The 24,261-nt window shown below is 74.7% G+C and carries 21 protein-coding genes; 10 read left to right on the forward strand and 11 right to left on the reverse strand.

Features of this window, described 5'->3' with window-relative positions:
- Position 1 precedes the first annotated feature (1 nt).
- The 3 genes from GA0070609_RS13185 to GA0070609_RS34255 all read left to right on the forward strand — a co-directional run bounded on the left by GA0070609_RS13185 (position 2) and on the right by GA0070609_RS34255 (position 2,953).
- Entirely contained in the window at positions 2-601 is a 600-nt protein-coding gene (locus tag GA0070609_RS13185; RefSeq protein ID WP_088994085.1) for a TetR/AcrR family transcriptional regulator, read from the forward strand.
- A complete protein-coding gene (locus tag GA0070609_RS13190) occupies positions 598-2,226 on the forward strand; it encodes an acyl-CoA dehydrogenase family protein (RefSeq protein ID WP_088994086.1) in 1,629 nt (542 codons plus the stop codon). The genes GA0070609_RS13185 and GA0070609_RS13190 overlap by 4 nt, the downstream gene beginning before the upstream one ends.
- A 73-nt stretch (positions 2,227-2,299) precedes the next feature.
- Positions 2,300-2,953, forward strand: coding sequence for a spermine/spermidine synthase domain-containing protein (locus GA0070609_RS34255; protein WP_231928696.1), 654 nt, complete (start codon positions 2,300-2,302; stop codon positions 2,951-2,953).
- Positions 2,954-2,961: 8 nt separating this feature from the next.
- Here the strand turns inward: GA0070609_RS34255 and GA0070609_RS34260 are convergent, their stop codons facing one another.
- Positions 2,962-4,212, reverse strand: a complete 1,251-nt coding sequence (locus GA0070609_RS34260) for a YncE family protein (RefSeq protein ID WP_231928697.1) — start codon at positions 4,210-4,212, stop codon at positions 2,962-2,964.
- Positions 4,213-4,306: 94 nt separating this feature from the next.
- Here GA0070609_RS34260 and GA0070609_RS13205 point away from each other — a divergent pair, with 94 nt between their 5' ends.
- From GA0070609_RS13205 to GA0070609_RS13215, 3 genes are all read left to right on the forward strand, one after another.
- Positions 4,307-4,885 carry an RNA polymerase sigma factor gene (locus GA0070609_RS13205; protein ID WP_157748131.1) on the forward strand — a complete coding sequence of 193 codons (579 nt, stop codon included), beginning with the start codon at positions 4,307-4,309 and terminating at the stop codon, positions 4,883-4,885.
- Positions 4,878-5,609: a hypothetical protein gene (locus GA0070609_RS13210; RefSeq protein WP_088994088.1), complete on the forward strand. Its 732-nt coding sequence runs from the start codon at positions 4,878-4,880 to the stop codon at positions 5,607-5,609. The genes GA0070609_RS13205 and GA0070609_RS13210 overlap by 8 nt, the downstream gene beginning before the upstream one ends.
- A 96-nt stretch (positions 5,610-5,705) precedes the next feature.
- Positions 5,706-6,755 carry an SEC-C metal-binding domain-containing protein gene (locus GA0070609_RS13215; protein ID WP_231928704.1) on the forward strand — a complete coding sequence of 350 codons (1,050 nt, stop codon included), beginning with the start codon at positions 5,706-5,708 and terminating at the stop codon, positions 6,753-6,755.
- 24 nt (positions 6,756-6,779) lie between these two features.
- On the opposite strand, the gene GA0070609_RS13220 is transcribed toward GA0070609_RS13215, so the two are convergent.
- Positions 6,780-7,640 carry a class II fructose-bisphosphate aldolase gene (locus GA0070609_RS13220; RefSeq protein ID WP_088994090.1) on the reverse strand — a complete coding sequence of 287 codons (861 nt, stop codon included), beginning with the start codon at positions 7,638-7,640 and terminating at the stop codon, positions 6,780-6,782.
- Between the two features lie 11 nt (positions 7,641-7,651).
- On the reverse strand, positions 7,652-8,584 hold the full coding sequence (locus tag GA0070609_RS13225) for a 1-phosphofructokinase family hexose kinase (protein WP_088994091.1): 933 nt from the start codon (positions 8,582-8,584) through the stop codon (positions 7,652-7,654).
- Between the two features lie 222 nt (positions 8,585-8,806).
- Here GA0070609_RS13225 and GA0070609_RS13230 point away from each other — a divergent pair, with 222 nt between their 5' ends.
- Positions 8,807-10,768 (forward strand): YncE family protein, encoded by a 1,962-nt coding sequence (locus tag GA0070609_RS13230; RefSeq protein ID WP_157748132.1) that lies wholly within the window; start codon positions 8,807-8,809, stop codon positions 10,766-10,768.
- Positions 10,769-10,945: 177 nt separating this feature from the next.
- On the opposite strand, the gene GA0070609_RS13235 is transcribed toward GA0070609_RS13230, so the two are convergent.
- A complete protein-coding gene (locus GA0070609_RS13235) occupies positions 10,946-13,630 on the reverse strand; it encodes a helix-turn-helix transcriptional regulator (protein ID WP_088994093.1) in 2,685 nt (894 codons plus the stop codon).
- Between the two features lie 97 nt (positions 13,631-13,727).
- Between GA0070609_RS13235 and GA0070609_RS13240 the strand changes: the two genes are divergently transcribed.
- On the forward strand, positions 13,728-14,138 hold the full coding sequence (locus GA0070609_RS13240; RefSeq protein WP_088994094.1) for a hypothetical protein: 411 nt from the start codon (positions 13,728-13,730) through the stop codon (positions 14,136-14,138).
- Between the two features lie 156 nt (positions 14,139-14,294).
- On the opposite strand, the gene GA0070609_RS13245 is transcribed toward GA0070609_RS13240, so the two are convergent.
- Positions 14,295-15,494, reverse strand: a complete 1,200-nt coding sequence (locus tag GA0070609_RS13245) for a citrate synthase (protein WP_088994095.1) — start codon at positions 15,492-15,494, stop codon at positions 14,295-14,297.
- 68 nt (positions 15,495-15,562) lie between these two features.
- Between GA0070609_RS13245 and GA0070609_RS13250 the strand changes: the two genes are divergently transcribed.
- Entirely contained in the window at positions 15,563-16,696 is a 1,134-nt protein-coding gene (locus tag GA0070609_RS13250; RefSeq protein ID WP_088994096.1) for a citrate/2-methylcitrate synthase, read from the forward strand.
- Positions 16,697-16,858: 162 nt separating this feature from the next.
- On the opposite strand, the gene GA0070609_RS13255 is transcribed toward GA0070609_RS13250, so the two are convergent.
- From GA0070609_RS13255 to GA0070609_RS13270, 4 genes are read right to left on the reverse strand one after another with little or no spacing between them, the layout of a single operon-like run.
- On the reverse strand, positions 16,859-17,590 hold the full coding sequence (locus GA0070609_RS13255; protein ID WP_088994097.1) for an amidohydrolase family protein: 732 nt from the start codon (positions 17,588-17,590) through the stop codon (positions 16,859-16,861).
- The gene (locus tag GA0070609_RS13260; protein ID WP_197700266.1) at positions 17,587-18,327 is read right to left on the reverse strand and encodes an amidohydrolase family protein; all 741 of its coding nucleotides are present in this window, start codon (positions 18,325-18,327) and stop codon (positions 17,587-17,589) included. Before GA0070609_RS13260 ends, GA0070609_RS13255 begins: the two co-directional genes overlap by 4 nt.
- The gene (locus GA0070609_RS13265; RefSeq protein ID WP_088994098.1) at positions 18,324-19,220 is read right to left on the reverse strand and encodes a dihydrodipicolinate synthase family protein; all 897 of its coding nucleotides are present in this window, start codon (positions 19,218-19,220) and stop codon (positions 18,324-18,326) included. Before GA0070609_RS13265 ends, GA0070609_RS13260 begins: the two co-directional genes overlap by 4 nt.
- Positions 19,217-20,386 (reverse strand): DegT/DnrJ/EryC1/StrS family aminotransferase, encoded by a 1,170-nt coding sequence (locus tag GA0070609_RS13270; RefSeq protein ID WP_197700267.1) that lies wholly within the window; start codon positions 20,384-20,386, stop codon positions 19,217-19,219. The genes GA0070609_RS13265 and GA0070609_RS13270 overlap by 4 nt, the downstream gene beginning before the upstream one ends.
- An 82-nt stretch (positions 20,387-20,468) precedes the next feature.
- On the opposite strand from GA0070609_RS13270, the gene GA0070609_RS13275 reads away from it, so the two are divergent.
- A complete protein-coding gene (locus tag GA0070609_RS13275; protein ID WP_088994100.1) occupies positions 20,469-21,689 on the forward strand; it encodes a response regulator in 1,221 nt (406 codons plus the stop codon).
- Positions 21,690-21,838: 149 nt separating this feature from the next.
- On the opposite strand, the gene GA0070609_RS13280 is transcribed toward GA0070609_RS13275, so the two are convergent.
- Positions 21,839-22,894 (reverse strand): dihydrodipicolinate synthase family protein, encoded by a 1,056-nt coding sequence (locus GA0070609_RS13280; protein ID WP_197700268.1) that lies wholly within the window; start codon positions 22,892-22,894, stop codon positions 21,839-21,841.
- An 8-nt stretch (positions 22,895-22,902) separates the two neighbouring features.
- On the reverse strand, positions 22,903-23,919 hold the full coding sequence (locus GA0070609_RS13285; protein ID WP_088994101.1) for an NAD-dependent epimerase/dehydratase family protein: 1,017 nt from the start codon (positions 23,917-23,919) through the stop codon (positions 22,903-22,905).
- Positions 23,920-24,261 lie beyond the last annotated feature (342 nt).

The raw sequence follows: 24,261 nt of genomic DNA on the forward strand, positions 1-24,261 counted from the left end.
GGTGGTCTACCGGAGCACCGAGCGGGTGCAGGCTCGCCTGAACGACTCGCGGGAGCGGATCATCGCCGCCGCGCTGGAGATCATGGCCGGGGCGGGATACGCCGGCTGCTCGGTGGCCGCCGTCGCCGAGCGGGCGGGCGTGGCCACCGGCACGGTCTACCGCCACTTCCCCACCAAGGCCGAGCTGTTCGCCGAGGTGTTCCGCACCGCCTCGCAGCGCGAGGTGGACGCCGTCGCGCGCGCCGCGGCGCTGGAGCGCACCGCCGCCGCGCAGGTGTCGGCCGTGGTCGAGACGTTCGCCGGCCGCGCACTGAAGTCCCCGCGGTTGGCGTACGCGCTGCTCGCCGAGCCGGTCGACCCGGCCGTCGACGCCGAGCGGCTGGTCTTCCGCCGGGCGTACGCCGACCTGATCGCCGGCTACGTCGCGGCCGGCGTGGCCGGCGGCGAACTGCCCCCGCAGGAGCCGGAGCTGACCGCCACCGCGCTGGTCGGCGCCCTGGCCGAGGCGATGGTCGGCCCGCTCGCCGCCGGGGTCGCCGGCCCGGGCACCATCCCCGGCCTGATCACCTTCATCCACCGCGCGCTGGGAGTATCGCCGTGACGACGCACGAGGTCAGCAACCAGGTTCCCCCGCTGGTCGGCTACGACGCCGCGGACGATCCGGCCCTGCTCGACGGGCTCGAGCGGGAGGGCGCCGGCTGGGCCGCCGCCGAACTGCACGAGCTCGGCCGCCTCGGCGGCACCGAGGCGGCGATCGAGCACGGGCGGCTGGCCAACGACCACCCGCCGGTGCTGCGCACCCACGACCGCTACGGCCACCGGATCGACGAGGTGGAGTTCCACCCGGCCTGGCACGAGCTGATGCGTACCGCCGTCACGCACGGGCTGCACGCCGCGCCGTGGGCGGACGACCGGCCGGGCGCGCACGTGGCCCGGGCCGCCAAGTTCTACACCTGGCGGCCCGACGCCGGGCACGGCTGCCCGATCTCGATGACCTACGCGGCGGTGCCGGCGCTGCGCCACGAGCCGGGGCTGGCCGCGCGGTACGAGCCGCTGCTCACCGCCACCACGTACGACTTCGGCCTGCGTGCGCCGCTCGGCAAGCGGGGCCTGCTGGCCGGCATGTCCATGACGGAGAAGCAGGGCGGTTCGGACGTCCGCGCCAACACCACCACCGCCCGCCCCGAGCCGGACGGCAGCTACCGGCTGCTCGGGCACAAGTGGTTCACCTCGGCGCCGATGTGCGACGTCTTCCTCACCCTCGCCCAGGCGCCGGGCGGGCTCACCTGCTTCCTGGTCCCGCGGGTCCTGCCGGACGGCACCCGCAACCCGATGCGGCTGATGCGCCTGAAGGACAAGCTCGGCAACCGCTCCAACGCCTCCGCCGAGATCGAGTACGAGCACGCCGTCGCCTGGCGGGTCGGCGACGAGGGGCGCGGCGTCCGCACCATCATCGACATGGTCAACCTGACCCGGCTGGACTGCGTCATCGGCGCGGCGGCCGGGATGCGCCAGGGCGTGCTCACCGCCGCCCACCACGCCACCCACCGGCAGGCGTTCGGCCGGTACCTGGCCGACCAGCCGCTGATGCGCAACGTGCTGGCCGACCTCGCGGTCGAGTCCGAGGCCGCCACCGTGCTGATGATGCGGCTCGCCGGCGCGACCGACCGGTCCGCGCGCGGCGACGCCGGCGAGACCGCGTTCAAGCGGCTCGCCCTCGCCGTCGGCAAGTACTGGGTGTGCAAGCGCTGGCCGGCGCACGCCGCGGAGGCCCTCGAATGCCTGGGCGGCAACGGCTACGTCGAGGAGTCCGGCATGCCGCGGCTGTTCCGGGAGTCCCCGCTGAACTCGATCTGGGAGGGTTCCGGCAACGTCGCCGCGCTGGACGTGCTGCGCGCTCTCGGCCGGGAACCCCAGGTCATGGCGGCGTTCCAGGCCGAGGTGGGCGCCGCCGCCGGCGCCGACGCGCGGCTCGACGCCGCGGTACGCCAGGTGCGGGCCGACCTGTCCGACGCCGGTGATCTGGAACTGCGGGCCCGCCGCGTGGTCGAGCGGCTCGCGCTGGTGCTGCAGGGCTCGCTGCTGGTGCGGTACGGCCACCCCGCCGTCGCCGACGCCTTCTGCGCCTCCCGGCTCGGCGGCGACCACGGCCAGGCGTTCGGCACGCTGCCCAGCGGGGTCGACTTCGCCGCGATCATCGCCCGCGCCGTGCCCAAGCTGGGCTGACCCGGGCCGCGCCGACGGCCGGTCCGCGGAAATGCGGCGGACCGGCGCGGGTGCCCTGACATAGGTTGGCGGGGTGGAGAGCGCGGCCGTCACAGTCGAACGCCGGGTCACCGAACGCGGTGAACTGGTCCTGCGAGCCGAGGCGGGGCACTACGAGGTGATCAGCAACGGGGTGTTCCTGATGGACACCCGCGCCGGGCGTTCCGAGCGGCTGCTCATCCAGGCGGCGCTGGCGGCGGTGTCGGGGAACGCGCGGCTGCTCATCGGCGGACTCGGGGTGGGCTTCTCGCTGGCGGAGGCGGCCCGCTCGGAACGCGCCACGGAGATCACCGTGGTGGAGATCGAGCCGGCGCTGGTCGCCTGGCACCGCAGCCACCTGTCCCGGTTCAGCGAGCACGCCCTCGACGACCCCCGGGTACGGGTGGTGACCGCCGACATCGTGACCTGGCTGCGCGGGACCGACCAGCGCTTCGACGCGATCTGCCTGGACGTCGACAACGGTCCGGACTGGACGGTCTTCGACGGCAACGCCGACCTCTACGGCGTCGACGGGGCGGCCCTGCTCCGGTCCCGGCTGCGCCCCGGCGGCGTACTGGCGGTCTGGAGCGCCGCCCACTCCCCCGGGTACGCGCGCCGGCTGGCCGAGCACGTCGGCCCGGTGGACACCCATCGCGTCGAGGTGCCGCGCGGCGAGCCGGACGTGGTCTACCTCGCGCACGCCCGGTAGCCGGAGCGTCAGCCGCCGGCCAGGCTGTGCAGCGCCACCAGGCCGGGCACGGCGGCGCGGCCGAGTTCCCGGCCGGTGGCCGGGTCGTACCAGCTCACGGCACGGGTCTGGCCGACATGGAGGCGGTTGCCGCCGGGGCTCAGCACCAGGCCGGCGACCGGCTCGCGGACCGGCCACTGCGCGGCCTGGCCGAGGTCGGCGAGGTCCACCGTGCGTACGGTCGTACCGGCGCCGAGGAAGAGGCGGTTTCCGTCCGCGGCGACGTGGGCCGCGCCGGTGGCCGTGGCCAGGGTCGCCGTCCGGCGTACCGTCAACTCCTCGGTGGAGATCTCCGCGACGCCGCCCGAGGCCACGTCGGTCACGTAGAGTCGGCGCCCGTCCGGCGTGATCGCCATGGCGTGGCCGCTCGCCGGCCCCTCCCCGAACGGGTGCGGCAGGTCGACGCAGTACGCCCACCGCTCGACGAGGTTCAGCGTGTGGACGAACGCGTGCGCGTTGCCCGGCCGCCCGCTGACCAGGTCACGGGTGTGCCGATGGCCGGGCTGGTGGGTGTAGAGCGTGTAGAGCGTCCGGCGGTCCGGGGCGAGCACGGCCTGGCGTCCGTCGCCGCGCATCTCCTCCTCGGCGCCCGGTGGGACCGGCGCCTTGGCCCGGGTGGAGAGCGGGCCGGGCGTGCCGGTGGCGAGGTCGACCACCCGCACCCGGTAGCGGTCCGGCGCCGCCGCCGGCAGCCATTCCAGGACGAACAGTCCGGTGAGGTCGCCGGTGAACGCCTCGGGCACGACGTTGCCGCGCAGGTCGAGCCGCTGCCGGACCCCGCTGGCGTCGGCGATCAGCACCGGCGTGACGTCCCGGCCGGCCGGCCGCCCGGCGGTGACCCGCACGAGCTCCGAGGTGAGGGCCACCGCCGTACCGTGGGCGGCGACGGCCTGCGGCACCCACCGTCCCGGCAGGACGACCCGGGGCGACGTGCGGCCGGTGACGGTGTCCGCCCGCCAGAAGGCGGTGTCGGCGCCCTGGGGTGCGGCCGCGTAGACCGTCCGCCCTTCCGCGGTGGCGACGGCGTGCGGGAGGGTCCGCCGCTCCGCGCCGCGCAGCACGCCGAGGCCGTCGGCGAGTTCGACGAGCAGCGGGTCGGGGATCGCGGCGGCGGGTGCCGTGGCCGGGCCACCGGTGGGATCGCAGCCGACCAGCGCAGAAGCGCCGGTGCCGGCGAGCACGGTCAGCAGGGTACGCCGCGAGAGCGTCGTCGTGGCCATCATGTCTGGGTGACACCGCCGCGTCCGTCGAGGTTCCGCCCGGCGGCCGAGCGCTCCGATCGGCGGATGGAACCGGGACGGCGTACCCGGTGTCATGAGGTCAGTCCCCCCGGAGGTTCCCCTGGACGACGAAGAGCTCGTCACCCGCGCCCGGGCCGGTGACCTGGAGTCGTACGAGCTCCTGGTCGCCCGGCACACCGCGTCCGCGCACCGGACGGCGGTGCTGCTCGGCGCGGGCTCGGACGCGGAGGACGTCATCCAGGAGGCGTTCGTGAAGGGATACCGCAAGCTCTCCCGCTATCGCGGGGAGTCGTCGTTCCGCTCCTGGCTGCTGGCCATCGTGGCGAACGAGACCCGCAACCTGCACCGGTCGCGGGGGCGGCGGGACGGGCTCGTGCTGCGGGCCGCGGCGAACCGACAGCCGGAGGTCGCCGAGGATGTCGCGGTCGGCGCGGTGCTGGCCGCGGAGCGCCGCGCCGCGCTGGTCGACGCCCTGCGCCGGCTGCCGGAGAAGGACCGCGAGGTGATCGTCTGCCGGTTCTTCCTCGACCTCAACGAGGAGGAGACCGTGACCATGCTGGGCTGGCCCCGGGGCACGGTCAAGTCGCGCACCTCCCGGGCGCTGGTGAAGCTCCGCGCCCTGCTCGACGGTGCGGAGGTCCGCGGTGGATGACCTGGAACGGGAGCTGCGGGCGCTGTCCACCTCGCTGCGGACGCCCGAGCCGCCCGACGTCACCGCCCGGGTACGCGCCCGGCTCGCCGCGCCACCCGCGCCCCGGCGGATCCGCTGGCGCCGCTGGCGGCTGCACCTCGCCGCGGTGCTCGTCGCGCTGCTCGTCGCGCTGCTGCCACCCGGGCGGGCCGCCGTCGCCGACGCCGTCGCCGGGCTGCTCCGCTTCGCCGGGATCACCGTCGACACCTCGTCCGAGCCGGCCCTGCCCACCGGCACCCCGTCGCCGATGCCGTCGCAGCGGCCCGCCGCCCTGACCGAGGCGCAGCGGGCGGTGCGCTTCCCGATCCGGGTACCGACCGCGCTCGGCCCGCCCGAGCAGGTGCTGGTCGCCGACCCGGACGGCACCGGCGGGCACCGGGTCGCCACCCTGCTCTACCGCGGGGGCGCGCTGCGCCTCGACGCCTTCGACGGCCGGCTCGACCCGGTCTTCCACAAGCAGGCCAGCGGGCCGGGCACCGAGCTGGTCCAGCTCGACGGGGACCTCGCGGTCTGGGTCGGCGGCCCGCACACCCTCGCGTACGTGGACCGCACCGGCACGATCCGGGTGGAGACCGCCCGGCTCGCCGCCTCGACGCTGATCTGGGAGGAGGCCGGTGTGACCTACCGGCTGGAGGGCGAGGTCACCCAGGCCGAGGCATTGCGGATCGCCGGCACGCTGGACTAGCCGGTTGCTCCCGCCGGGCGGCGGCCCGGTGGCGTGAGATCGGCGTAACAGGTGATCCGGGAGTGCTCGGGTGGATCTCCGACGTACCGTGAGATCGTGCCGACGACAGACGTGATCACCAGCGCCGACCTCGCCGAACTGCGCCGCTCGGCGCTCGGGACGGCCAATCCGCTCGGCGTCGCCGCCGAGCTCGCCGAGGCGGTGGAGCAGGGCCGGCTGGCGGATCCGGCGGACGCCGGGGACGCGCTGGCCCTGGCCGCCGAGATCGCCGAGATCCGGGCGCGGCTGGATGCCGCACTCCGGTACGCCGATCGGGCGGTGGCCGCGTACCCGTCCCGGGACGACCCGCGGGCCGGCATCGCCCGGGCGCTGCGGGCCCGGATCCTGTTCCGCGCCGGCGGTCGCGAGGACGAGGCGATGGCCGAACTCACCGCGCTGCGCCCGCTGCTGACCGAACAGCCGGACGCCCCCGCGTACGTCAGCGCGGCGTTGGACGCCGGCGGCCGCACCGCGGTGGCCGAGGAGTGGCTGAGCGCGGCGGTCGACACCCTGCTCGGCGAGCGCGCCACCGCGGCCGAACCGGCCGCCTCGACCGCGGCCGCCGCCGAGGCGGCGCTGGAGGTCGGCCCGCCGGAGGCGCCCGGCGTGCTGTTCTTCCTGCTGCAACAGCGGCACCGGGTGCGCCGGGACCTCAACCTGCCGCACGACCGCAACGACGACCTCGCCGACCGGCTGGAGGCCCGGCTGGTCCGCCGGGCCCAGGAGCGGCAGGCCGCCGAGCCCGACCTGCTCTTCTGGCCCCGGGCCGAGTTCGACCGACTCCTCACCGAGCAGTCGGCGCTGACCGAGGCGTACGGGCCGGACTGGGACGCGCACCGGGCCCGGCTGGAGAAGCAGCTGGTGCGGCTGACCGGGGCCGGCCGTACCGGGTTGCACGTGCTCGCCGGGTCGGTGGACGGGCTGGTCGGCTACGCCGGCCGGCACGACGGGGACCCGGCCGACCCGGAGATCCGGGCCGGTTACGCGCGCGAGCTGGCGGCCCGTCCGGCGGCGCGGATCCCCTGGCCGCCGGAGCGCAACGACGCCTGCTGGTGCGGCTCGGGCAGCAAGTACAAGAAATGCTGCCTGCCGCGCTCCCGCGGCTGAGCCGCCGGGCCGCGGGTCGGCGGCTCAGCTGTTGGGCGCGGCGAGCAGCCGGAGGAAGTGCTCGACGGTCTCCGCCATCGCGGTCCGGCCCAGCGACAGGTACGCCCGCGGGTCGGCGCCGCGGGGATCGTCGGCGAGGCGGGCCCGGACGGCCGTGGTGAACGCGACGTTCAGCGCGGTGCCGATGTTGATCTTCACGATGCCGCCGGCCGCCGCCTGGGCGAGGTCGGCGTCGGAGACGCCCGACGAGCCGTGCAGCACCAGCGGCACGTCGACCGCGCCGCGGAGCTTGGCGATCAGCGCGTGGTCGAGGGTCGCGGTGCGGGTGGTCATGGCGTGCCGGCTGCCGACCGCCACGGCGAGCGCGTCCACCCGGGTCGCCGCCACGTACGCCGCCGCCTGACCGGGGTCGGTGCGGGCGCCGGGCGCGTGGGCGTCCAACGGCGCCTCGCCGTCCTTGCCGCCGATCCAGCCCAGCTCGGCCTCGATCCAGAGCCCGCGTTCGTGGGCCCAGTCGGCGGCCCGCCGGGTCGCCTCGACGTTGGCCGCGTAGGGCAGCCCCGCCGCGTCGTACATCACCGAACTCACCCCGGCGTCGGCGGCCTGGCGCAACAGTCCCTCGTCGCGCACGTGGTCCAGGTGCAGCGCGACGTCGACGGCGGCGGTCCGGGCCACCTCGGCGGCCGCCCGGGCGATCGGCAGCACCCGGCCGCCGTGGTACTTCACCGCGTTCTCGCTGATCTGCAGGATGGCCGGGGCGCCGACCCGCTCCGCCGCGTCCACCACGGCCTCGGCGTGTTCGAGGGTGATGACGTTGAAGGCGCAGGCCGCGTGGCCGGCGCGGGCGGCCCGCGCGACGAGGTCGGCGGTGGCGGACAGGGGCATGGCGAACTCCGTCAGCTGGGGTGGGGCGTCGGCGTGCGGGATCCGGCCGGCCGGGGGGCGAGCCGGTGGTAGGTGTCGGCGTCGAACTGGCCGGCGCGGGGCGCCTTCACCGTGGCGGTGGAGAGCGCCACCGCGTCCGCCAGCCGGTGCGGCCACGACGTTCCGGTGTGGATGCCGGCCGCGATCGCGGCGACGACCGAGTCGCCGGCGCCGGTCGGGTTGCCGGCCAGCGGCGCCGGCGGTTCGGCACGGAAGGTGCCGTCGGGGGTGACGGCGAGCAGGCCCGCCGGGCCCAGCGAGGCCACCACCGCCCGCGCCCCCGCCGCACGCAGCGCCTCGGCGGCGGCGAGCGGGTCGGGCAGGCCGGTCGCCTCCGCCAGTTCGGAGGCGTTGGGCTTGATCACGTCTGGGCCGGCCGCGACGCCGGCGCGCAGCGGCGGTCCGGCCGCGTCCAGGATCACCGGCACGCCGGCCCGCGCGGCGGCGCCGGCCAGTTGGGCGTACGCCGTGTCGGGCAGCCCGGGCGGCAGGCTGCCGGAGAGGACCAGCACGGACGCGCCGGTGAGCAGTCGGTGCACCTGCTCGCGGAGCGCCTGCCACTCCGCGCCGGACACCGCCGGGCCGGCCTCGTTGAAGACGGTGGCGTCGCCGCTGCCGAGGTCGACGACGGTGAACGTGCGCCGGCTCTCTCCGGCGGTGTCGACCAGCCGGTGGGCGATGCCGTGGCGGTCGAGGTCGGCGGCGACGGCGGCGCCGGTGAGGCCGCCGCGGAACGCCACGGCGACGGTGGGTAGCCCCAGCGCGTGCAGGACGCGGGCGACGTTGACGCCCTTGCCGCCGGCCTGGGCGGCGACGTCGGTGACCCGGTGGCTGCTGTGCGGCACCAGCGACGCGACGGTGTGGGTGATGTCGAGCGCGGGGTTCAGCGTGACCGTGACGATCATGCCGTCGCCCGGCGCGCCGTGTCAGGGTGCCGCATGACCCCTCCCAGTTCCCGCATTGGGGCTGGACCGTAATACGGGAACCGGCCCGCTGGCAACTGCCGGTGGCGGCGGTCGCCGCGGATCGGGTCGCCACCGGCGCCGGGGCCGGGACCGACCCTTGACGGTCCACTTCGGCAATCATTAAGGTCCGGGCCGTAATGACGCGGATGAACGGAGACCACGATGCCCCTCAGCCGTCGATCACTCCTCGCTGGTAGCTGCCTCACCGGCGCTGCCCTGGCGGTGGGCCACGGATCCCTCGCCACGCCGGCGTTCGCGCAGGACGACGAGCCGCTCACCCCGACCAGTTTCGGTCCGGCGTCGTTGACCGCCGCCGTCCGCGGCGCCGCCGTCATCGGCGACAGCGTCTTCGTCACCTCCCGGTTCAACACGCCGGAGGGGAAGATGCGGCTGGGCGAGTTCGACGTCAACACCGGCGAGATGCGCAGCATCGACGACCTGGCCATCCCGAGCAACGGTGGGCAGAAGCTCGCCGCCGACGGCCGGTACGTCTACATCGGCCCGGCCGGCAGCGCGTACGTCCACCGGTTCGACCCGCAGACCAAGGAGCTGGTGGCCTGGGCGCGAGCCGGTGGCAGCACCACCTGGTACTACGACATGGTCGTGCACGGCGAGCACCTCTACCTCGGCACGTACCCCGACTGCACGGTCAAGCGGGTCCGGCTGGCCGACGCGACCGTCGAGACGTACGGGCGCATCTCGACCTCGCAGTACGCGGCGGCCGTGGCGGTCGACGACGAGTACGTCTACGGCGGCTCGGCCGCGCCCGGCAGTCTGCTGGTCTGGCCGAAGGCCGGCGGCGCCCCGACCGACCTGACCGCGCACCTCAGCGCCTCCCCGGTCGGCATCCTCGACCTGGTGGTCAACGACGGGGTCATCTACGTGGCCAGCGGCCGGCAGCTGATCTCGTTCCGCCGCGACGGCTCCGGCCGGGTCTCCCGGGACATCCCGGCCGAGGACCGCTACATCGACCAGCTGACCGTCGGTGGCGACGGCAAGGTGTACGCGCTGACCCGGCTCACCACGAACCTGTACGAGGTGACCGCAGACGCTCTGGTCCGGGTCGGCAAGCCGCTCGCCGACGTGGAGAACCAGCTCCTCGCCCCGCTGCCCGGCGGCGCCCTGCTCGGCGTGAGCGGCCTCGGACACGTGTGGCGGGCGACGCCGAACGGCGCGGCCACCGTGTGGCAGACCGCCACCCGCGGCTTCGGCTACCCGGAGACCATCCAGTCGATGCTGCGGCACACCCGCAACACCGTCTGGGTGGGTGGCCACTACGCGATGACCGTGCACCGCCCGGAGGCCGGCACCAGCCAGCGGTTCGACGTCAACGGCGAGGTCAAGGCGATGGCCGAGGGGAAGGCCGGCACCGTCTACGCGGGCCTCTACCCGAGCACCCAGATCGTGGCGATCGACCCGGACAGCTTCGCCGTCACCGTGCTGGGGCTGCTCGGCAACGAGCAGCTGCGCACCAAGCGGATCCACGTCGACCGACCGCGCAACCAGCTGATCGTCGCGTCCAGTCCGCAGACCACCAAGCACACCGGGGCGCTGACCTTCATCGACCTGTCCGACAACACCGTCGACTCGCACCGGGAGTTCCTGCCCGAGCAGAGCGTGATGGACGTGGTGGTGCAGGGCACCACGGCGTACCTCGCCGGTGACACCTACGGCGAGGGCACCAGCGGGCCGATCCGCAGGACCGCGCAGGTGGCGGCCGTCGACATCGTCACCCGCAAGTTGCTCTGGCGCGAGGAGATCAAGCCGGACTGGCAGTCGTACGAGAGCTTGCACGTGGTCGGCAACCTGCTCTACGCGATGGGCCGCCGCCCGCGCGGGGCCTGGTTCGCCTACGACCTGACCACCCGCACCATCGTGATGGAGGGTGACCTCGGCGGGTACGGCCAGTTCAACGGCGTCGACGGGCGGGTGTTCTCCTGGGTGCACTGGACCAACGACATCTGTGAGCTGCCGACCGTGCCGGGCGGCGAGGTGACCACGCTCTACGACAACGTGCCGCGCGGCTGGTACAACAACCCGGCGTTCAACTTCACCCCGGACGGCAAGGCGACCTGGGGCATGCTCGGCATGGACCTGGCCCGCTTCCCACTGCCCAGGAGGTAGCCCCGCAGGCGGAGCGGCCGACCCGGGCCTCGTCGTGCGTCGGGGGTTCGCATTCCCGTCGGACGGCGAGGCCCGCCGGTCCGTCCGCCTCGGCACCCGGCGCCCCGGGACGTCGGCTACCGGCGGGCCGGCGGATGCCAGGGCGTGGTGCCACCACGTCAAGGGCCGCCGGGAGCATCAGTCCGGCGCCGACGAGGGCCGGGCGATATCGGCCAGCTGGGCCCGGGAGCTGACGCCCAGCTTGGGAAACGCCTTGTAGAGGTGGTAGCCGACGGTCCGCGGGCTGAGAAAGAGCTGGGCGGCGATGTCGCGATTGGAGGCGCCGTCGGCGGCCAGCCGCACGACCTGGCGTTCCTGGGGGGTGAGCACGCTGAGTGGGTCGCCGGCCCGGCGCGGCGCCGCCGGCACGTCCCCCGTCGCGCGCAGCTCCACGCGGGCGCGTTCGGCCCACAGTTCCGAGCCGAGCCGGTCGAAGGTCTCCAGTGCGGCGCGCAGCTGCTCCCGGGCGTCCGCCCGCCGCCGTGCCCGCCGCAGCCACTCGCCATAGGCGAGCTGCGTCCTCGCCTTCTCGTACGGCTGAGCGTCATCGTGACGGCGTAGGGCGTGGGCGAAGTGCGCTTCGTCCCCTTCGACGAGAGCGCGGCAGCGCAGGGCGACGGCGTCCGACGATGGTTGACGGACGTGCCGCGCCCAGTCCAGGTAGCGGGCGAGCGGCTCCGTGGCCCGCTCCGGCCTGCCGCTGCGGATGGCCGCCTCGACCTGGTCCGCGGCGGAGATGGTGGCGATGCCGGTCGGTGGGATGGCGGCCAGCTGCTGGAGGGCGGCCTCCGCACGGCCCAGGCCGAGCTCGAGCAGTCCAAGCGCCCAGCGTCCGATGGCCGCCGCCAGCACCAGCCCTTGGTTGCCGGCTCGGGCCACCCCTTCCTCGGCCTTCGCGCGGCACTCCTGCGCGGCCCCCTGGTGCGCGAGCACCCAGGCGAGCGAGCACGTGAGGTGGGCGATCCGGTGCTCGTGGCCCAGGTCTGTCGCCAGCCGCAGCCCCGCGTCCAGGGCAGCCCTGGCCTCGCCGTACCGGCAGAGCCACCCGTGCGCGAGCCCCTGATTCTCGAGCGCGAAGGCGAGCCAGCCGATCATCCCGCTCTTCCGGCAGTCCGCCACGATGCCTTCGGCGATCTCCTCGCCGCGGGCGGCACGGCCCAGCGGGAAGCAGAGCATGGCGGTGAAGGTTCGTCCCGGCACCCCCAGCCCGGTGACCGCTGACATCTCGACCGCCTCGCTCATGAGCGTGATCCCACCGCCGGTGTCACCGGTCAACAGGCGGGTCAGCCCGAGCGCCCCGCTGACCAGCGGCGAGCTGACCGCCGGGAGCTCGCGGAGGCTCACGGCGGCTTCCTCCGCCAACCGGACGTCACCGGCGAACCAGGCGCAGCGGATGGCCTCCACCAGCAGCCAGGTGGCCTGCTCGGCGGAGTTGGCCGCCACGCGTGGAACGCCGTCCATGATGATCCGGCCCGCCGCGAGCGGCGTGCCCAACTCGAATTCGCGATGGGCGCGTACCTGGATCAACGCGGTGAGCAGGTCGGGGTCGTTGGCGTCGGGCGTGGCGCTGTCCGCGAGCGCGGCGGCGCGCCCCATCAGCCCGGCGTCACTCGCGGCCAACGCGGCGTTGGCCAATCGGCTGGACCGTCGTACCGGATCGGCGCTGAGCTCGGCGGCTCGCTCGTAGGCGGCCGCCACCGCCGCGTGGCCGCCGCGGGTGCGTGCCCGCTCCGCCGCTTCCTCCAACTCCCGTGCGACGTCCTCGTCGGGACCGAGCGCGGCGGCGGCCAGGTGCCACGCCCGCCGGTCGGCCGCGTCGATCAGCGTCGAACCGGTGAGCGCGCCGGCGAGCGCTCGATGCACGGCAAGCCGCCGGGTGACCGGCGCGCTCTGGTAGGCGGCGGCCCTGATCAGGGGATGACGGAAACCGATGGTCGTTCCCCTGACCTCGATCAGTCGGCTTCGCTCGGCCGCCTCCAGGCCGTGGAGCGAGGCACCCGCACCCACCAGCGTTCCGAGCTCGCCGGAGCCGTCGGCCGCCGCGATCAGCAGCGCGGTCCGTGCGGACTCGGGAAGCTCGGCGATCTGTGCCTGGAAAGCCTCTTGGACACGATCGGCGACCGGCATCGCACCCACCGGCGACAGGCGTCCCGCCCGCTGTTCGGCGCTGAGCGCGGCGGGCAGTTCGATGAGCGCCAGGGGGTTGCCGTCCGACTCCTCGATGAGACGGTCTCGCACCTGCGGGGGAAGATCGGCGGGGAGCAGGGCGGCGGCGGCCGCGCTGTCCAGACCGCCGAGCCGAAGCTCGGGCAGCCCTGCGGCCTGGAAACCCGCGCGGGCGGCGAAGATCATGACGATGCCTTCGACCTCGAGGCGGCGGGCGGCGAACACCAGCGCGTCCATCGACGCCCGGTCGAGCCACTGTGCGTCATCGATGAGGCAGAGCAACACGCCGTCCCCCGCGAGCTCGGAGAGCAGGCTCAGCGTGGCCAGCCCGACCAGGAACCGGCTTTCCGGGGCGGTGTCGCCCAACCCGAGGGCACCCTTGAGTGCGCTGGCCTGCACGTCGGGCAGTGCGGGGATCCGGTCGAGCCCGGCGCGCAGCAGGTGGTGGAGTGCGGCGAAGGGCAGCGTGGCCTCGGACTCGATGCCGACGCCGCGCAACACCCGCATGCCCGCTGCCGACCCGGCGGCGTGGTTGAGGAGCGCGGACTTCCCGATCCCCGCTGGGCCGCGAATGACCAGGGTCCCGCTCTGGCCGGTCCGGGCTGCCGCAAGGAGCCGTTCGATCTCCGCCTGTTCGCCAGCTCGTCCGTGCAGCACGTCAGGAACCTACCGTCACGATGACGGATTCGGCCCGGGGCCGGACCTTCATAGCGTCGAGGTCACACGACGTCAGCACTACGAAGGGAACTCCGCAATGGCCACCATCGCGAGCACCGTGACGACCGCGGCCGACGCCAAGTTGCTCCGCTTCGCCCTCAAGCAGGACGCGACCGGCTCGGGCGCCAACGGCGTCCTCTACGTCCTCGCGGCGGCGATCTTCGGCGAGCTGTTCGGCCTGCCCGCCGCCTTGCTCTACCCGGTCGGCGCGTTCCTGGTCGCCTTCGCCGCCGCCCTGTTCTTCCTCGCCTCGCGGCCGAGGGTCAGCAGGGCCGCCGTGGGCGTCGTGATGGCCGTCAACATCGCCTGGGTGGTCGCGAGCGCCGAGCTGCTCATCGCCGGTTGGTTCCCGTTGACCGGCCTCGGCACCGCACTGGTGATCGCACAGGCGGTCGTGGTCACTGGTTTCACCGGCCTGCAGTTCGCCGGTCTTCGCAGGACCGCCTGAACGACCGACCGGGTCGCCCCGCGACCGGAACCGCTGGATTGGAATTGGCGCAGGATGGCCGTCCCCGACCGGGCGGCCACCCTGCCCCTGTCCGGCGGGGACAGGCGCGAGGCGCCCGCGCCCGCAACTCGGGAGCCGGGTGCCGCCATCCGCGTTTCACCCCGCCGCGGGGGGCGGCCCGGTGTAGCCACTGCTCCACCGGAACCGGTTGCTCGGCTGGGCGTACTCCTCGACGACGTGCGCGATCCAGCCCGCCGTCCGGGCCACCGCGAAGATCACCTCCGCGGCGCCCGGGCCCATGCCGGTCGCGTGCGCCAGCGTGGCCACGGCGAAGTCGACGTTGGGCAGAGCGCCCCGCCGCGCCGCCGTCGCGACCAGATCGTCGACGGTGCGCCGCAGGGCGCCCTCGATGGGCAGCGCCGTGACGAGGTCGAGCAGGGCCGCCCCGCGCGGGTCGCCGTCGGGATAGCGCGGATGCCCGAAGCCGGGCAGGCCGCCGGTCCGTAGCCATTCGGCGATCGCGGCCGGCACCCCGTCGCGCAGCGCGGCCTCGATGAACCGGTGGACGCTGGCGCCGATCGCGCCGTGCATCGGCCCGTCCAGCGCGCCGAGACCGGCGAGCACCGCCGCGTAGGGGTGCGCTCGGGTCGACGCCGCCACCCGGACCGCGATGGTCGAGGCGGCCAGGTCGTGGTCGGCGAGCAGGACGAGTGCGGCGTTGAGCGCCCGGACGCCGTCCGGGTACGCCGGCGTGCCGGTCAACCGGGACCACAGGCGGGTCGCCAGCCCGTCGTCCGGTGGCGCCTCGCCGACCTGGGGCAGGGCGTCGACCATGGTGGACAGCAGCCCGGGCGCGAGCGCGGTAACGGTGGCCGGCGCCAGGTCGAACCGGAGCGGGTCCATCGCGGCGGCGACGGCGACGATGACCGGCAGCCGGTCGAAGACCCGGGCCTGGGCGGGCAGGTGCTCGCTGGCCCGCCGCGCCCGCTCCAGGGTCTCCGGGGACGCGGTGAAGGCGGCGTGCCGCCGCTCACCCGTCCACAGCCACTGCGCGACCTCCTCGAACGAGGTGACCGGTGCGAGGGCGGCGGCGTCCAGCCCCCGGTAGTGCAGCCGCCCGTAGGCGATCAGGGTGGTGGCGGTCCGCATCGCCGGGGCGGCGTCGCGTTCCGGCCGGGTCGCCTGCGTACGGGCGGCCAACCGCTCCACGTCGGCCAGCCGGAACCGACTGACCCGCTCACCCGGAACCTTGACCCGGTCAAGCAAACCTCGGCTGACGTACGCGTAGACCGTCTCCGGCTTGATACGCAGGCGGTGCGCCACCTCGGCGGTGGTCAGCAGGGGTTCCCCGGGCATGTGGCCATGCTCTCACATTGACTGGATCAATGTTGACTGGGCCGGTTTGCCGGCGCGAGGCTGCCGGCATGGCTGACACCATCACCGTTCCGCGCGGGCTCGCCGGCGTCGTGGTCACCGACACCACCATCGGCCACGTCCGCGGCCACGAGGGCTTCTACCACTACCGCCAGTTCTCGGCCATCGGCCTGGCCGAGCGCCGCACCCTGGAGGACGTCTGGGCGCTGCTCATCGACGGCTCCCTCCCCGCCGAGCCCAAGGCGCTGCACGCGGAGATCGCGCCGCTGCGTCACATCCCACCCGCCGTCGCCGCCGCCCTGCCCGGCATCGCCGCCGCCTCGGCGGCGCAGGACCCGATGGGCGGGTTGCGTGCCGCGCTGGCCGTCGCCGGCCTCGCCGGGGGCGCCCGTCCGCTCTACGACACCCCGCCCGCCGAACGCCGAGCCCAGGCCGTGGCGCTCTGCGCGCTCACGCCCAGCCTGCTGGCCGCGCTGTACCGGCTGCGCGCCGGACTGGAGCCGATCGAGTCGCGGGACGACCTGTCGCACGCGGCGAACTACCTGTACATGATCACCGGTGAGGAGCCGTCCGAGCGCCACGCCCGGGCGATCGAGCGCTACCTGATCGCGACCGTCGACCACGGCTTCAACGCCTCGACCTTCACCGCCCGCGTCATCGCCTCCACCGGCGCCGACATCTACGCCTGCGTCGGCGGCGCCCTGGGCGCGCTGTCCGGCCCGCTGCACGGCGGTGCTCCCAGCCGGGCCCTGGACACCCTCGACGCGATCGGCTCGATCGACCGGGCCGACGCGTGGTTGCGCTCCCGGATCCTGAACGGTGAGCGGATCATGGGGTTCGGGCACCCGATCTACCGGACCGAGGACCCGCGCTCGCGGATGCTCAAGGGGATCGCCCAGGACCTCGGCGGTGAGCTGGTGGACCTCGCGGTGGCCGTGGAGGAGCGGGTGCTGTCGTTGCTGGCGGAGCTGAAGCCCGGCCGGGAACTGCACACCAATGTGGAGTACTACGCGGGCGTGGTCATGCACCTGTGCGCGCTGCCCCGGGAGATGTTCACCCCGACCTTCGCCACCAGCCGGGTCATCGGGTGGTGCGCGAACGTGCTGGAACAGGCCGAGGACTCGAAGATCATCCGGCCGGATTCGCGGTACGTGGGCCCGCCCCCGCCACAGCCGGTGCCGTGAACGGCCGGTAGGTCGGGCACCGGCGGTGCGGACCTCGCTGCCGGCTAGCACCCGGCCGGGCGGCCACCCCGACGACCGGTCGTGCGCGGCGCCGGCGATCCGGCAGCAGCGCACTGACCCGGCGGTCGGTCGTGCGCGGCGCTGCCGGAGGCCAGTGCGGCGTCAGGAGACGTCGAGGCGGAACAGCTCGGCGGCGTTGCGCCAGGCGACCCGCTCGGCCAGCTCGGGCGCGAGGTCGGCGGCGAGCACGGCCCCGTACGCGGCGGCCGGGTCGATCAGGGTGGCGTCGGTGCCGAACAGCAGCCGGCGCGGGTTGACCGCCGCCGCCACCGCGGCGAAGCGACCCGCCTCGGTGTGCGAGAAGCACGGCTCCAGCCAGAGCCGGTCGACCGAGTTGGCCGCCTCGACGGCGTGCCGCCAGCCGTTCGCGCCCATGTGCCCGGCGATGGCTCGCGCCCCGGGGACGTCCGTCACCGCCTGGGCCAGGTCGAGCGGGCTGGTGTCCCAGGTGTGCACGAGGGCGGGCAGGTTGTGCGCGGTGGCCAGTTCCAGCGCCGCGCGGGTCTGCGGCGAGTTCGCCGGCGAGCCGGTGTAGTCGGTGTGGATCTTCACGCCGACGAACCGGCCGGTGGGCAGCAGCTCGCGCAGGTCCCGCTCGGCGTCGTCCAGCCGGCGCGGGTTGATGGTCAGGTAGCCGAGCAGCCGGTCGCTGCTCTCCAGCACCCGGGCCATCGCCCGGTTGCCGGCGGCGACGTCGTAGATCACCGCCTCGGTGGCGGAGACGACGGCCAGGTCGATGCCGTACCGGTCCATCACCGCGAGGTTGGTGGCGACCGCGCCGACCTCCATGCTGAAGAACCACGGCCCCCAGTGGGCGTGCACGTCGATGATCATTTGGTCAGCCCCAGGATCCGGCGGGCGTTGCCGCCCGTCACCGCCGCGACCGCGGTCGGGCCGAGCCCGCCGCGGGCCAGCCGCAGCCGCGGCACGACGGGCTCGTAGTACGGGGTGCGAGAGCCGTAGAGCAGGCGCTCGACGCCGACGTGCGCGGCGACGGTCTCCAGCGCGTCCGGCGAGTTGAGCAGCCGGGTGGAGGTGTGGAAGCCCGGCTCGTCGCGGGCCGCCACCACGAAGTCGCCCAGGTGGTAGAAGTGCGTGTCGAGGAAGACCACGGTGGCGCCGCGCAGCGGCCGCCAGAACCGGCGTACGTCCCCGCCGGTCAGGATCACCAGGCCGGCCTCGGTGGCCCGGCGGGCGACGTGCCGCACCGACGGGAAGTCCGGCTCGACGTGTTGTTCGTCGGGGAACAGCCGGACGGCCCGGAAGCCGCGTTCGGCGAGCCGGACGACCTCCCGTTCGGCGCCGAGCGGGTCGCGCAGGTCCAGCCCGCCGACCGGCAGCACGGCGGGGCCGGCGAGGGTGGCCACCTCGTCGTTGCCGCTGCGTACGTCGAACAGGGCCGCCCGCAGGCTGGCCACGGCCGCCCGCTCGACGCCGTTGGCGGCCAGCGTCGCGGCGACCGCCGCCGGTTCGCCGGTGGGGCCGGGCCGGTCGGCGTACCGGCCGACGAGCACGTCGATGTCGAGGGTGACCGGCGGCAGGTCGCCGGCCACGAAGGGGTTGTCGGTCACCGGCACCCCGCCACTCGCAGCACCCGGTCCCGGTCGCCGTCGGGCAGCGCCGGGGCGTGCGGGTCGACGGCGTGGCCCGCCGGGATCCGCCCTTCCGCGGCGGCGATCCAGAGCATGCGCTGCACGTACCCTTCCATCGGTTCGGTGAAGGTGACCTCGGCCAGCCGGTCGAGGTCGGCGGAGGCGGTGAGGAACTCGTCGTACCGCTTGTCGGCGTAGGCCCGCAGCGTCCGGGCGGCGATCGGGACCGCCGCGGCGGCCAGGCCGACCAGGGCCGCCTCGGCGCCCCACATCAGCGACGGCCCGAACATCCGGTCCTCGCCGGTGACCGCCAGCCGGTCGGCCCGGTGCGCGGCGGCGAGGGCGGCCTGACAGGCGATGGCGTCGTGCAGCCGGGCCACCTTCACCCCAGCGACGCCGGGGTGTGCCAGCAACGCGGCCAGCGCCGGCTCCGGGTAGGGCCGCAGGTAGAGGTCGAAGGCGAGCATCGGCAGGCCGGCCGCTCGCCAGAGCGCGTCGTGGTGGGCGACCGGGTCGTCGTCGACCGGGAAGACGAGCAGGCCGTTCGCGCCGAGGGCGGCCGCCCGGCGCGCCTGCGCGGTCACCTCGTCGGTGCGCTCCCCCGGCCGGCCGCCGACGCCGACGATCACCGGCACCCCGGTCCCGACGGCACGGCGGACCACCAGGTCGCGGGTGGCCTCGTCGAGGTACGGGCCGCGGCCGGTGTGCGCGAGCACCGCCAGCGCGTCGGCCCCGTCGGCGACCAACCCGCTCAGGTACCGGCCGAGCACCTCCTCGTCGACGGCCCCGGCCGCGTCCACCGGGGTGGCGCTGGCGGCGACGAGCCGCCAGCGCAGCCGGTCGCGCAGCGCGGCGGCGGCCGGCGCGATCATCCGGCCACCGCGGCGCGGACGGCCTGGGCGATCTCGTCGACGTGCGCGTCGGTGTACCGCTCGTTCCAGTCGATCACCAGCAGGGTCTGCTCGATCAGCCGCTCGGCGACCGGGCACGCGCCCGGTCCGTAGGTTGGCAGCCGGTCGGCGGGCGGCACGGTGAGCGGGAAGCGGGAGTTGCCGTAGACCGGCGCCTCGGTCAGCGCCGGCGCCCAGTGCAGCGGCTGCTGCAGGTAGCCGGCGCGGGCCGGGATGCCGGCGGCGGCGAGCTTCCCGGCCACCTCGTGGTTGGTCAGCGGCGGGTCCAGCACGATCGGGAACAGCCACCAGGCGTGCGCGTCGACGTCCGCCGGCAGGTGCAGGCCGGGCAGGCCGGCCAGCGCGTCGACCAGCCGCCCGGCGGTGCGCCGCCGGTCGGCGAGCACCCCGGGCAGCTTCGCCAGCTGGGCCCGCGCGACGGCGCCGGCGAGCTCGGTCATCCGGTAGTTGAGGCCGAGGCTGACGTGCCGACGGGCCTCGTCGCGCGGCCAGCCCTTGTCGGCGAAGAGCCGCATCCGGCGGGCCAGCACCGGGTCGTCGGTGATGGTCAGGCCGCCGTCGCCGCAGGTGATGTGCTTCCACTGCTGGAGGCTGAAGCAACCGATCGCGCCGGCCGTGCCGGCGAGGGTGCCGTCCGGGTAGCGGGTGAGCCAGGCCTGGGCGCAGTCCTCGATCAGCGGCACCCCGGCGGCGTCGGCCACCGCGCGCAGGTCGACGGCGGCGCCGAACAGGTGCACCGCGAGGATCGCCCGGGTGCGCGGCCCGATCGCGGCGGCGACCGCCGCCGGGTCCAGGTTGCCGGTGTACGGATCGACGTCGGCGAACACCGGCACCGCGTTCTGCGCCAGAATGGGCGCGACCGTGCCGAAGTCACTGATCGGAGAGGTGATGATCTCGTCGCCGGGATCCGGCGCGACGGCCGCGACGGCCAGGTGCAGGGCCGCCGTCCCCGAACTGGCGGCCACCGCGTGCGACACTCCATGGCGGTCGGCCATCTCGCGCTCCAGGGCGCGGACCTCCGTGCCCCACACCGAGCTGAGCATGCCGGACTGGAGCACCCGGCTGACCGCGGCCAGCTCCTCCGCGCCGATCGTTCGGCCGCTGGCGTCGGCCATGCTGGGAAACACGTGACCCTCCCGGGCTTCATTAATACCGGGCCTGACCGTAATCTTGTGCTGCGAACAATGCAACCCCCGACAGGAGGCAGCGGTGACCATCGAGATCGGGGTCATCGGTCCGCACGACCTGGTCGACGACGTGGCCGCCGCCTGCGAGGAGCAGCCCGGCGTCACCGCCCGTCGACTGCACTACGACCACGAGTCGCAGGCTCCGGCGATCGTCGAGGCGCACGCCGGCCAGGTGGAGGCGTGGCTGTTCACCGGCGTCGTGCCGTACACCCTCGCCCGGGAGGCGAACTCGCTGAACCGTCCGGCAGTCTTCGTCGACTACACCGGCGCGACCCTGCTCCAGGCCGCCGTACGGCTGTTGCGCGCCGGGCACGACATCACCCGGATGTCGATCGACACCGTCACCGGCGCCGACGTCGCCACCACCTTCGGCGAGGCGGGGCTGCCGGTCGACCGGGTCCGTTCGCTGCCGTACCGCAGCGGCCTGCGCTCCGACGACGTGGTCGCGTTCCACCGCCGGCAGCACAAGTCCGGAGCGGACGTCGCGGTCACCTGCATCAGCTCGGTGTACGAGGTGCTGCGCCACGAGATGCCGGCGTTCCGCCTCGCCCCGTCGAACCACTCGGTGCGCACCGCGCTGCGCCAGCTGCTGCTCCAGGTCGGCAGCCAGGCCCAGGAGGACGCCCAGATCGCGCTCGGGCTGGCGAACCTCTCCGACGGCGACGACGGGCTGCTCAAGGAGGTGGCCGGGCTCGGCGGCACGCTCGCCCGGTTCGCGCCCGACACGTACCTCATCGTCACCACCCGGGGCCCGCTGCACGACGCCACCGGCGGGTTCACCGCGCTGCCGATGCTGCGCCGCCTGGCCGACCGGCACGAGACCGTGCAGATCGGCTTCGGCCTGGGGCGCAGCGCCGCGGAGGCGGAGAACCTGGCCCGCCGCGCGCTGAGCCGGGCCCGCCGGGTCGGGCCGACCACCGCGGTGCTGTCGCTGCGCGGCGAGACCGACATCGTGCTCGAGTCGACCACGCCGCCCCCGGCGCCGTCGGAGGTGAACCTGGCGGTCATCGCCCAGCGGGTCGGCCTGTCGGTGCCCACCCTGCTGCGGCTGCGGGAGGTGCGCACCTCGGTCGGCGACGAACCGCTGACCAGCCGCGAGGTGGCCGACCAGCTGCGGGTGCAGCAACGCACCGCGCGGCGCATGCTGCACCGGCTGGAACTGGCCGGCCTGGCCGAGCGGACCGGCAACCTCGCCTCCGGCACCAGCGGCCGCCCGCTGACCCTCTACCGCCTCACCCTCTGACCCAACCCGCTCCCACACCCCCCGTCCAACACGGACCGGACCGCCGGCCACCCCGCGTTGATCATGAGGTTAGCGGCGGAGTCGATCTCCGGAACTGCCGCCAACCTCATGATCAACCCGGGTGAAGGGGTCCGGTGGGGCAGGTGGGGTTAGGACAGCCAGGTGTCCAGGTGTTCGGCGACGAAGTCGTCGTCGCGCAGGTGGGGGTAGGCGCGGTGTATCCGGTCGATCGCGGCCAGCTGCCCTGGGGAGAGTTCCTCGTCCGGGTCCAGGCACCACCGGCCGGCCAGCAGGCCCTGCCGGCGTAGCACCTCGTGGATGCCGGGGATGCAGCCGTGGTAGCCGTTGGCGGCGTCGAAGATGGCCGCGTTGGCGTCGGTCAGGTGACCGTCCAGAGTGAGCAGTCGACGCAGCGCCGCGTCGTCGCCGGCCCGGGCCCGCCGGGCCTCGTCGAGCAGCGTCACCGCGGTGCCCGCCCAGACCGCCCACTGGCCCAGCAGCCCGCCGACGAACTCGACCTCCACCGCCCGCCCGTCCAGGATGACCCGGTGCGGCGCCACCAGGTCGGCCAGGATGTGGTCGTCGTTGCCGGTGTAGAGGGCGAGGTCGCCGTTGCGGCCGGCGGCGCAGACGCCGTGCAGCACGTCCAGGGTGCGGTACCGGTCGAACGGCGCCACCTTGATCCCGACCACCGACCCGAGGGCGGCCAGCCGGGCCCAGAAGTCGCGGGACAGCTCCCGGCCGCCGACGGCCGGTTGCAGGTAGAACCCGATCACCGGCAGCACCTCGCCGACCGCCCGGGCCCGCTCGATCAGCGCGTCCTCGTCCAGGGGCGCGTACGGCGACAGCAGCACCAGGTGGTAGCCGAGCGACGCGGCGAGTTCCGCCTCGGCGACGGCCTGGGCGGTGTCCCCGCAGGCGCCGGCGACCAGGATCGCGTCCGAGCCGGCCGCGGTCTCGGCGGCCAGTTCCAGCACCGGGGCGAGCAGCCCCACCTTCGGGTCGTGAATGGCGAACTGGGTGGTGTGCACGCCGACGGCGACGCCGCCCGCCCCCGAGGCGAGGTAGTAGCGGGTCAACGCCCGCTGCCGGCGCTCGTCGAGCCTGCGGTCGGCGTCCAGGGCGAGCGGGTGGGCGGGGATGACACACCCGCGCTGGAACCGGGTCAGGGCCGCGGCCTGTCGGGTGCTCGATGCGGTCAACACGGTCTCTCCTAGAACTTGCCGTCACGGCGCTGGAAGCCGGTCGGCTTGCCGAGCAGGGGCTGGCCGTCGGCGACCCAGTCCGCCGTCAGCTCGATGAGCTCGGCGAGCGGCAGGTCGGGGTAGCCGAACAGGCGGTGACAGAGCTGGGCGTTGGACAGCAGCGCGGTGGGCGCCTCGGCGCCGGTGAAGGCCGGCTCCCGGCCCAGCCGCGCGGCGACCGCGGTGGCGACCTGGCGGACCGAGACCAGCTCCGGCCCGGTCAGGTTGAGCACGAACGGCGGCGTGCCGGTGTGGTGCAGGGCGCGCAGGATGACCTCGTTGGCGTAGCCCTGCCAGACCACGTTGGCGTGCCCCATGGTCAGGTCCACGGCCTCGCCGGCGTGTACCGTCCGGGCGATGTCGACCAGCACCCCGTAGCGCATCTCGACGGCGTAGTTGAGCCGGATCAGGGCCAGCGGGGTGTCGTCGCGCTGCGCGAAGTGGGTGAGGATGCGCTCGCGGCCCAGGCAGGACATCGCGTACTCGCCGACCGGCTGCACCGGGGTCTGCTCGACGCAGCCGCCGCTGGTCACCGGCACCAGCGGATAGACGTTGCCGGTGCTCAGCGCCACCAGCCGCGACCCGGCGAAACGCTGCGCGACCCGGCCGGGCAGGTAGGTGTTGGTCGCCCAGGTGGCGTGCTCCCGGCCGGAGGTGCCGAACTTGGCACCGACCAGGAAGACCACGTTCGGCGCGTCGGGCAACGCGGCCAGCGCGGCGTCGTCGGCGACGTCCGCCTCGACCACCTCGGCGCCCTCGTCGCGCAGCGCGTCGGCCAGGCCGGCCTCGGAGAACCGCGACACGGCGATCACCCGCGCGCCGGTGCCCGCCGCCGCGACCCCGCGCAGCGCCAGCCGGACCAGGCTCGGCCCCAGCTTGCCGCCCGCGCCGAGGATCAGGATGTCCCCGTCGAGCTTGCGCAGGTCGTCCACCAGGACGTCCCGCGGGCGGGAGAGGCGCTCCTCCAGGTCCGCCACCGTACGCATGCCACCACCCCTTCAGAAGTAACGGTCATGACCGTAACCTCCGGCCCGGAGAGCGTCAAGGTGCCGGGGGCTGCCGGTCGACCGGGGCGGGTCCGACGGGCCCGCCGAACCCCGCTGACGCCGCAGGTCGAGACGGTGACGGGCGGGGTCGGACCACCCGCACGACCGATTTTCCGCGCCCGCCGTGCCGTACCCGGCCCAATTGCGGACCGGGCCGTCGGTCACGGCCGAACCGTCCATCGCGGCCGTGCCAGAGCTGACGCCGTCGGGCGGCCGGGCCGCCCAGAGGCGGCCGTCTCGGAGCCGACGCCGTCGGGCGGGACCGGACCACCGGCCGGCCAT

It is taken from the genome of Micromonospora echinaurantiaca, from assembly GCF_900090235.1.
Lineage (GTDB): Bacteria > Actinomycetota > Actinomycetes > Mycobacteriales > Micromonosporaceae > Micromonospora > Micromonospora echinaurantiaca.

Bases quoted from the DNA above. Each gene is read 5' to 3' on its own strand.
- GA0070609_RS13250 (WP_088994096.1), top strand. From the start codon at position 15,563: ATGGCTGACACCATCACCGTTCCGCGCGGGCTCGCCGGCGTCGTGGTC.
- GA0070609_RS13245 (WP_088994095.1), bottom strand. From the start codon at position 15,494: ATGCCCGGGGAACCCCTGCTGACCACCGCCGAGGTGGCGCACCGCCTG.
- GA0070609_RS13240 (WP_088994094.1), top strand. From the start codon at position 13,728: ATGGCCACCATCGCGAGCACCGTGACGACCGCGGCCGACGCCAAGTTG.
- GA0070609_RS13225 (WP_088994091.1), bottom strand. From the start codon at position 8,584: ATGATCGTCACGGTCACGCTGAACCCCGCGCTCGACATCACCCACACC.
- GA0070609_RS13230 (WP_157748132.1), top strand. From the start codon at position 8,807: ATGCCCCTCAGCCGTCGATCACTCCTCGCTGGTAGCTGCCTCACCGGC.
- GA0070609_RS13205 (WP_157748131.1), top strand. From the start codon at position 4,307: ATGAGGTCAGTCCCCCCGGAGGTTCCCCTGGACGACGAAGAGCTCGTC.
- GA0070609_RS13220 (WP_088994090.1), bottom strand. From the start codon at position 7,640: ATGCCCCTGTCCGCCACCGCCGACCTCGTCGCGCGGGCCGCCCGCGCC.
- GA0070609_RS13265 (WP_088994098.1), bottom strand. From the start codon at position 19,220: ATGATCGCGCCGGCCGCCGCCGCGCTGCGCGACCGGCTGCGCTGGCGG.
- GA0070609_RS13255 (WP_088994097.1), bottom strand. From the start codon at position 17,590: ATGATCATCGACGTGCACGCCCACTGGGGGCCGTGGTTCTTCAGCATG.
- GA0070609_RS13285 (WP_088994101.1), bottom strand. From the start codon at position 23,919: ATGCGTACGGTGGCGGACCTGGAGGAGCGCCTCTCCCGCCCGCGGGAC.
- GA0070609_RS34260 (WP_231928697.1), bottom strand. From the start codon at position 4,212: ATGGCCACGACGACGCTCTCGCGGCGTACCCTGCTGACCGTGCTCGCC.